The organism is Streptomyces sp. NPDC051940, from assembly GCF_040680895.1.
GTDB lineage: Bacteria > Actinomycetota > Actinomycetes > Streptomycetales > Streptomycetaceae > Streptomyces.
On sequence record NZ_JBFAXR010000017.1, the window covers coordinates 79,158 to 85,397 of the forward strand.

Sequence of the window (6,240 nt, forward strand, 5' to 3'; positions counted from 1 at the left end):
CCCCCCACGGCTACACCCCCGATCCACTCAACGACGAGACACCGAAAGGCGGTGGGAGCAGTGCACCTCTCGCGCAGAGGACTGCTTCGCGCGGGCCTGGCAACCACCTCGGCCGCACTGCTGGGCGGCGCGGCCGCCGGCTGCAGCGTCCCGGCCGGATCAACCGGGCGGAACATGACGCTCTGGTACTGGGGCGGCGGGCTGAGCGACGCGCTGGTGGCGGACGCCGCCAAGCGCTTCACCCAGGTCGACCTCAAGGCCACCCAGATCGGCGGCTACTTCCGCTCCAAACTGCTGACGACCCTCACCGCCCGCGCCCACGCGCCCGACATCACCGGCCTGAAGGGCGAGGACATAGCCTCGCTGCTGCCCAACGCCGACCAGTTCATCGACCTCAACACCCTCGGCGCCGACAAGCTCAAGAGCCAGTACCTGGACTGGAAGTGGAACCAGGGCACCGCCGACGACGGCCGCCAGATCGGCTTCCCGATCGACACCGGCCCGTGCGTGCACTACTACCGGCCCGACGTGTTCGCCAAGGCCGGCCTGCCCACCGAACCGGCCGACGTCGCGGCCGCGATGAGCACCTGGGACGACTACTTCGCCGCCGGCGAGCAGCTGGTCAAGCGGGTCAAGGGCGCCTACATGGTGAACGACCCGCTGGCCATCTTCGGCCTCGCCGTCGGCCAGTCGACCGCGCGCTACGTCGACAAGGACCGCCGCTTCATCGGCGACCAGGAGCACATCACCCGCGCCTGGGACCTGGCCCTGGAGTGCATGGACCGGGGCATCGACTCCCCGTACAAGTCCGGCACCGTCGACATCAACGCGGCGCTGGAGGAGGGGCATCTGCCCAGCCAGCTCGGCGCCTCCTGGGTGGCCGGCGACTTCAAGTCGCAGCTGACGAAGTCCAAGGGCAAGTGGCGGGTCGCCGCCATGCCGGACAAGCCCGCCAACGACGGCGGCTCGTTCCTCGGGATCACCCGGTACTGCCGCGAGCCCGAGACCGCCTTCGAGATCATCACCTGGCTGCTGAGCCCGGAGAACCAGACCCGCGGGTTCGTCGACGCCTCGCTCTTCCCGTCGTCCCCGGGCTCGTTCGGCATGCCCGACATGCGCAAGCCCGACGAGTTCTTCGGCGGGCAGGTCACCATCGACGTCTTCGGACCCGCGGCGCAGCAGATCCCCGTCGCCTACAACAGCCCGTACGACGTGGCGCTCGGCGCACCGATCAAGGACGAGCTGACCTCCGTCTCCATCTCCGGCAAGAACCGCAAGCAGGCGTGGCGGGACGCCATGAGCCAGTGCCGACGTATCGCAGACCACCTGGGGGTGAGCTGAGCCATGGCCGAGACCACGACCGTTCCGGCCGCAGCGGCGGCGGCCGCGCCCCGGCCGCCCGAGCCCGCCCCCGGCCGCCGTCCCGAGGGCGCGCTGCGCCGCCACTGGCGGCTGTACGCGGCGATCTCCCCGTTCTATCTGCTCTTCCTCTGCTTCGGCCTGATCCCGGCCGGCTTCTCACTCTTCCTGGCCTTCCAGCGCTGGGACGGGCTGGGTGACATGGAGTACGCGGGGCTGTCGCAGTTCCGCTATCTGCTCACCGACACCCAGTTCTGGGACGCGGTCGGCAACACGCTCATCATCTGGGCCATGGGCACGCTCCCCATGCTCTTCATCGCGCTGATCAGCGCCGTGATGCTGAACTCCGCGGTGCGGCTGAAGGGCTTCTACCGGTTCGCCTACTTCGTGCCGTCGGTCACCTCGGTGGTCGCCGTCGCGATCATCTTCGGCTCCATCTTCTCCACCAGCTTCGGCCTGATGAACGGCGCCCTGAAGGCCGTCGGCATCAGCGAGGTGGCCTGGCTCAACGAGCCGTGGGGCATCAAGGTCGCCGTCGCCGCGCTGATGACGTGGCAGTGGACCGGCTACAACGCGATCATCTACCTCGCCGGTCTGCAGACCATCCCGGGCGAGCTGTACGAGGCCGCGAAGGTCGACGGCGCCGGGCCGGTGAAGACCTTCTTCAAGATCACCGTGCCGATGCTGCGCCCGGTCATCCTCTTCACCATCGTCGTCTCCACCATCACCGGTCTGCAGTCCTTCTCCGAGTCCCAGGTGCTGCTGGGCGCCAACAACGGCGGATCGACCTTCTCCGGCGGCCCCGAGCACGCCGGCCAGACGGTGGTCCTCTACTTCTTCCAGCAGACCTTCGACAACAACGACTTCGGCTACGGAGCGGCCATCGCCTGGGCGATCTTCATGATCGTCGTCGTCTTCTCCATCATCAACTGGCGCCTGGTCCAGCGCCGGGAAAAGGACTAGGAGGCCGTCATGCCCAAGACGAAAGGTGCCGCGGCCCGCGGCGCGACGCTGCACGCCGGCCTGATCATCGGCGTCCTGTGCTCGGTATTCCCGTTCTACCTGGCCATCGTGATGGCCACCCGGACGACCAGCGAGATCTTCTCGTACCCGCCGAAGCTGCTGCCCGGCTCGCACCTCGGCGAGAACGTCGGCAACCTCTTCGACAACGTCGACTTCTTCGGCTCGATGCTCAACTCGCTGATCGTCGCGGTCAGCGTCACCGTGCTGGTGCTGTTCTTCGACTCGCTCGCGGCGTTCGTCTTCGCCAAGTTCGAGTTCCCGGGCCGCAAGGTGCTGTTCGGGACGATGATGGCGATCTTCATGCTGCCCGCGCAGCTCTCCGCCATCCCGCAGTTCGTGATCATGGCGAAGCTGGGCTGGATCGGCTCGCTCACCGCGCTGATCGTGCCCGCCGCGGCCAACGCGTTCGGCATCTTCTGGATGCGCCAGTACATGAAGGGCGCCATCCACGACGAGCTGATGGACGCCTCCCGCCTCGACGGGTGCAGCTTCCTGCGCCAGTACTGGCACGTGGCGCTGCCCGTGGTCCGCCCGGGCCTGGCGTTCCTCGGCATCTTCACCTTCATGGGCCAGTGGAACGACTACGCCTGGCCGCTGATCGCCCTCACCGACCCGGACAACGTCACGCTCCAGGTCGCCCTGTCCCAGCTCAACGGCGTGCACAGCATGACGGATTACGGAATGGTCATGGCCGGGGCCCTGCTCGCCCTGATACCACTGCTGATCATGTTCGTCTTCGCGGCCCGCCACTTCATCGCCGACCTGGCCAAGGGCGCCATCCGGTGACGGGCCGCCCGCAGAGCCGAGGGAGCAACGACTGATGCACCACCCGCCCATGCCCGCCCGCCCCTGGGAGTCCCCGGAGCTGACGTCCTGGCGCCGGCTGCCGATGCACGCCGTGCGCCGGGAGGACACCGCCCGGCTGCCGCTCGACGGCGACTGGCGCTTCCAGCTGAAGCCGGCACCGGACGCACCCCTGTCCGAGGACTGGGGTACGGCCGCGGTGCCCGGCTGCTGGACCATGCAGGGCACCGACGACCTGCCGCACTACACCAACGTCCAGATGCCGTGGCCGGAGTTCCCGCCGGCCTCCCCGGCGGAGAACCCGACCGGTGTGTACGAACGCGAGGTCGCCGTCCCGGCGGACTGGGCGGGCCGGCGCGTCGTGCTCCACGTCGGCGCGTTCGAGAGCGTGCTGCTCGCCGAGGTCGACGGCCGGCCGGTGGGCATGGGCAAGGACTCGCATCTGGCGAGCGAGTTCGACATCACCGACGCGGTGCGGCCGGGGGAGCAGTCCACGCTCCGGCTCACCGTCGTCAAATGGTCCGACGCCTCGCACATTGAGGACCAGGACCAGTGGTGGCACGGCGGTATCACGCGATCCGTGTACCTCCGCGCCACCGACCCCCTCCACCTCGACGACGTGAGGATCACCGCCCCCGCCGACGGCGAGCTGCTGGCCGAGGTGCGGGTGCGCGTGGCGGACGACGGCGCCCTGCCCGAGGGCTGGTACGTCACCGGCGAGCTGGAGGGCGTCGGCGAGCTGGGCCAGGACGAGGAGTTCGCCGCGGAGTGCGCCGAGTACGGCCGTGTGTCGGACTTCCTCGGCGAGGCCCGGCTGCGCGCCACCGTGTCCGACGTGCGCACCTGGACGGCGGAGACCCCGCACCTGTACGGCTTCACCGTCCGCCTGCACCGCGCCGACGGGTCCGTCGCCGACACGTCGTACCAGCGGATCGGCTTCCGCGACGTCGCGATACGCGGCCGGGATCTGCTGGTCAACGGCGAGCGGGTGTACATCCGCGGCGTCAACCGGCACGACTTCCACCCGCTCACCGGCCGCGTCCTGTCGTACGACGACCTGCGCGCCGACCTGGTGGCCATGAAGCGCTTCGGCTTCAACGCCGTGCGCACCTCCCACTACCCCAACGACCCCGCCCTCCTCGACCTCACCGACGAGCTGGGCCTGTACGTCGTCGACGAGGCGGACATCGAGTCGCACGACCACGCGCACGAGATCGCCGACGACCCGCGCTACCTCGGCGCGTTCACCGACCGCATCTCCCGGATGGTGCTGCGCGACAAGAACCACCCGTCGGTCATCGTCTGGTCGCTCGGCAACGAGTCCGACTACGGCGCCAACCACGACGCCGCGGCCGGCTGGGTGCGCCGCCACGACAGGACCCGGCCGATCCAGTACGAGGGCGCGGTGCGCACCGCCGGCTGGACCGCGAAGGACAGCGTCTCGGACATCATCTGCCCGATGTACGCGTCCATCGACGAGATCGTCGCGCACGCCGTCTCCGGCGAGCAGACCAAGCCGCTGATCCTGTGCGAGTACTCGCACGCCATGGGCAACAGCAACGGCACCCTCTCCGACTACTGGGCCGCCATCGAGTCCACGCCCGGCCTGCAGGGCGGCTTCGTCTGGGAGTTCTGGGACCACGGCATCCTGCAGCGCCTCGACGACGGCCGCCCGGCCGGACCCGCGGGCGCCGGGCTGTACGCGGACGGGGCCGCCGGCGAGGGCCATCGCTGGGCGTACGGCGGCGACTTCGGGGACACGCCGAACGACGGCGCGTTCATCGCCGACGGCGTCGTCTTCCCGGACCGCACGCCCAAGCCCGTGATGTACGAGCACCGGGAGCTGGCCGCCCCCGTCCGGCTGACCCGCGACGGCGACACCCTGTCCGTGCACAACCGGCAGCACTTCCGCGACCTGTCGTGGCTGACCGCCGAGTGGGTGCTGTCCGTCGCGGGCGAGGACGCCGACCGGGAGCCCGTGCCGGCCGAGCTGCCGTCCGTGCCGGCGGGCGGCAGCGCGCCGATCGCCGTACCGGCGGGGCTGCTCGACGGGCACGACGGCGAGGCGTGGCTGACGCTGCGGGTGCGTACCGCGGCCGAGGAGGCGTGGGCGCCCGCCGGGTTCGAGGTGTGCACGCCGCAGGTGCGGGTGGGCGGGGCGCCGTCCTTCGCCGCGCCCGCCGCCGGAGGCGAGCCGGCCGACGTCGACGAGCAGGCCCTGCTGGTGCACCCGGCGCTGGCCGCGCCGCCCGTGCTGTCGCTGTGGCGGGCGCCGACGGACAACGACGAGCTCGGCGGGTTCGCCGAGCGGTGGCGCAAGCTCGGGCTCGATGCCCTGGTCCGCAAGCCCCTGTCGTACCACCGGGACGAGGACGGCCGGCAGACCGTCGTCGCGAGCTACGAGACCGCCGCCGGGCCGGTCGTCCACACCCAGGTGCTGCACCCGCTGCCCGACGGGATCCTCGTCGAGGAGACCGCCGAGCTGCCCGAGGGCCTGACGGACGTGCCGCGGATCGGCTCGGTCTTCGAGACCGCCGCCCGCCACGACCGGCTCGCCTGGTACGGGCAGGGCCCCTGGGAGACCTACCCGGACCGCCGCCACGGCGGGCCGGTCGGGCACCACGAGGCCGCCGTGGACGACCTGTTCACCCCGTACCTGCGCCCCCAGGAGAGCGGCGGCCGGCACGGCGTACGCCACCTCACCCTGGACGGCACGCTGCGGATCACCCTCGACGAGCCGCGCCAGGTCTCGGTCACCCGCTACCGGGCGGCCGACCTGACCGCCGCCACCCACCACGACGAGCTGGCCCCCCGCGCCACCTGCGTCGTGCACGTCGACGCCGCCCACCGGGGCGTCGGCACCGCGTCCTGCGGTCCGGACACGCTGCCCGGCTACCGGCTCGGCGCCGGCACGTACCGCTGGGCGTGGACCCTGACGACCACCCCCTCGGCGTAACCCCACGGGAGTGGGGGGCGCGGCCGGGGGGGGGGCGCCCCCCCCCCCGCGGGCGCCCCCCCCCGGGCCGCGCGCGCGCGGGGCGCGCCCCCCCCCGA

4 protein-coding genes are annotated in these 6,240 nt (G+C 71.2%); all 4 read left to right on the forward strand.

From position 1 onward, the window contains the following. Positions 1-60 precede the first annotated feature (60 nt). From AB0M28_RS10190 to AB0M28_RS10205, 4 genes are read left to right on the forward strand one after another with little or no spacing between them, the layout of a single operon-like run. On the forward strand, positions 61-1,341 hold the full coding sequence (locus AB0M28_RS10190) for an extracellular solute-binding protein (protein ID WP_365400787.1): 1,281 nt from the start codon (positions 61-63) through the stop codon (positions 1,339-1,341). Between the two features lie 3 nt (positions 1,342-1,344). Then, complete coding sequence (locus AB0M28_RS10195; RefSeq protein WP_365400768.1) at positions 1,345-2,322, forward strand: sugar ABC transporter permease; 978 nt, start codon at positions 1,345-1,347, stop codon at positions 2,320-2,322. 9 nt (positions 2,323-2,331) lie between these two features. After that, on the forward strand, positions 2,332-3,168 hold the full coding sequence (locus AB0M28_RS10200; protein WP_365400771.1) for a carbohydrate ABC transporter permease: 837 nt from the start codon (positions 2,332-2,334) through the stop codon (positions 3,166-3,168). Between the two features lie 34 nt (positions 3,169-3,202). Further along, positions 3,203-6,142: a glycoside hydrolase family 2 TIM barrel-domain containing protein gene (locus tag AB0M28_RS10205; RefSeq protein ID WP_365400774.1), complete on the forward strand. Its 2,940-nt coding sequence runs from the start codon at positions 3,203-3,205 to the stop codon at positions 6,140-6,142. The last annotated feature ends 98 nt before the right edge of the window (positions 6,143-6,240 follow it).

Coding starts and splice junctions, on each gene's coding strand:
- AB0M28_RS10200 (WP_365400771.1), top strand. CDS start 2,332: ATGCCCAAGACGAAAGGTGCCGCGGCCCGCGGCGCGACGCTGCACGCC.
- AB0M28_RS10205 (WP_365400774.1), top strand. CDS start 3,203: ATGCACCACCCGCCCATGCCCGCCCGCCCCTGGGAGTCCCCGGAGCTG.
- AB0M28_RS10195 (WP_365400768.1), top strand. CDS start 1,345: ATGGCCGAGACCACGACCGTTCCGGCCGCAGCGGCGGCGGCCGCGCCC.